We start from the raw sequence: 2,438 nt of genomic DNA, 5'->3' as shown, positions 1-2,438 counted from the left end.
AGCAGCTGGCCCGCCGGAACCTTCACCGGACCCCGGTTCCGGCGGGCCAGCTGCTGCCTGTACTACCGGGTGCCCGGAGGGGGCCTGTGCGGCGACTGTTGTCTCGACGCTCTTCCCCGCGCGCCCCGTCTGGGTGACCATGAGGGAACTGGCCGCTGAGAAGGGGGCTTAGGTTGCGAGTGGGCCTGCTGACCCGGGAGTACCCGCCGGACGTGTACGGCGGCGCGGGCGTCCATGTGGAGTTCCTGGCACGGGAGTTGAAACCGCTCGTCGACCTCGACGTGCACTGCTGGGGCGAGGGCCGCGCCGACGGCGTCCTGCGTCACCGCCCCTGGTCCGCGCTGGACGGCGCGAACGACGCGCTGCGCACGTTCTCCGTCGACCTCGCCATGGCCGCCGGACTCGAAGGACGCCAGCTCGTCCACTCCCACACCTGGTACGCGAACCTCGCGGGCCACTTCGCGAAGCTCCTGCACGGCGTGCCGCACGTGATGACCGCGCACTCCCTGGAACCCCTGCGCCCCTGGAAGGCCGAGCAACTCGGCGGCGGATACGCCCTGTCGAGCTGGGCCGAACGCACCGCCATCGAGGCCGCCGACGCCGTGATCGCCGTCTCCGGCGCCATGCGCGAGGACATCCTCGCCTGCTACCCGGCGCTCGACCCGGCCCGGGTGCGCGTCGTCCACAACGGCATCGACACCGAGCTGTACCGCCCCGACCACGGCACCGACGCCCTCGTCCGCGCCGGACTCGACCCCGACCGGCCCTACGTCCTGTTCGTCGGCCGCATCACCCGCCAGAAGGGCGTCCCCCATCTCCTGCGCGCCGTACGGGACATCGACCCGCGCGCCCAGGTCGTGCTGTGCGCGGGCGCCCCCGACACCCCCGAGATCGACCGCGAATTCCGGGAGCTGTACGAGGAGTTGAGCCGCGTCCGGGACGGCGTGCACTGGATCCCGAAGATGCTGCCGCGCCCCGAGGTCATCCAACTCCTCACGCACGCCGCCCTGTTCGTGTGCCCCTCGGTCTACGAGCCGCTGGGCATCGTCAACCTGGAGGCGATGGCGTGCGGGACGCCGGTCGTCGCCTCGCGGGTCGGCGGGATTCCCGAGGTCGTCGACGACGGGCGTACCGGCCTATTGGTCGATGTGGACGGTGACTTCGAGGCCGGGCTGGCCCGCGCGATCGACTCCGTGCTCGCCGATCCGGACGCGGCGCGTGCGATGGGGGAGGCCGGACGGGCCCGCGCGGTCGGGGAGTTCGGGTGGGACGCGGTGGCCCGGCGCACTGTCGCGCTCTACGCGGAGATCCTCGAACAGGGTTGAGCCGCCTCGCCGTTGGGCAATCAAGGGGAACCATAGGGTGAGGAGCGGCCATGCGTCGTGGTGGACCTTCGGTGCTCGGGATCGTCCTGGCGGGCGGTGAGGGCAAGCGGCTGATGCCCCTGACCGCCGACCGGGCGAAACCCGCGGTCACCTTCGGCGGGACGTACCGACTGGTGGACTTCGTCCTGTCGAACCTCGTCAACGCGGACATCCTGCGCATCTGCGTGCTCACGCAGTACAAGTCGCACTCGCTGGACCGGCACATCACGACGACCTGGCGGATGTCGAGCCTGCTCGGCAACTACGTCACGCCGGTGCCCGCGCAGCAGCGGCTCGGGCCGCGCTGGTACCTCGGCAGCGCGGACGCGCTCCTCCAGTCGCTCAACCTCGTCCACGACGAACGGCCCGAGTACGTCGCGGTGTTCGGCGCGGACCACGTCTACCGGATGGACCCCCGGCAGATGCTCGCGCAGCACATGGAGTCCGGCGCGGGCGTCACCGTCGCGGGCATCCGCGTGCCGCGCACCGAGTCCTCGTCCTTCGGGGTCATCACCCCCGGCAGCGACGGGCAGGTCGTCGAACGGTTCCTGGAGAAGCCGCTCGACCCGCCGGGTCTCGCCGACGACCCCGACACCGTGTTCGCCTCCATGGGCAACTACCTCTTCACCACCAAGACCCTCATCGAGGCGCTCCAGCGCGACGCCGAGGACGAGAACTCCGTGCACGACATGGGGGGTTCGATCCTGCCGCAGCTCACCGCGCGCGGGGAGGCGTACCTGTACGACTTCAGCCAGAACCACGTGCCCGGCGAGACCAGCCGCGACCGGGGGTACTGGCGGGACGTCGGGACGCTCGACGCGTACTACGACGCGCACATGGACCTCATCGCCGAGCGGCCCGCGTTCAACCTCTTCAACCGGAACTGGCCCATCTACACGCACTCGGGCCAGCTCTCCCCGGCGCGCTTCAACGCGGGCGGCATGGCCAGCGAGTCGATCATCAGCGCCGGGTGCCTGATACGGGGGCAGGTCACGCGGTCCGTGCTGTCGCCGGGGGTCGTGGTGGACCCCGGGGCGGTGGTGCAGGGGGCGGTGCTGCACGACAACGTCCGGA

Annotated in this window: 3 protein-coding genes; all 3 read left to right on the top strand. The window is 71.0% G+C overall.

Going from position 1 to position 2,438, the window contains the following annotated elements; all coding sequences use genetic code 11:
• Nucleotides 1-159 (top strand): (2Fe-2S)-binding protein (locus AOK24_RS46845; RefSeq protein ID WP_167376901.1); only part of this gene is annotated, 159 nt, incomplete at its 5' end.
• 14 nt (nt 160-173) lie between these two features.
• Complete coding sequence (gene glgA, locus AOK24_RS38185) at nt 174-1,325, top strand: glycogen synthase (protein ID WP_079057212.1); 1,152 nt, start codon at nt 174-176, stop codon at nt 1,323-1,325.
• A 50-nt stretch (nt 1,326-1,375) separates the two neighbouring features.
• A partial coding sequence (locus AOK24_RS38180; RefSeq protein ID WP_055724531.1) for a glucose-1-phosphate adenylyltransferase occupies nt 1,376-2,438 on the top strand: 1,063 nt, incomplete at its 3' end.

It is taken from the genome of Streptomyces niveiscabiei (assembly GCF_001419795.1).
GTDB lineage: Bacteria > Actinomycetota > Actinomycetes > Streptomycetales > Streptomycetaceae > Streptomyces > Streptomyces niveiscabiei.
The sequence above is the reverse complement of the archived record's forward strand: the minus strand, read 5'-3'. Positions and strand labels throughout refer to the sequence as shown.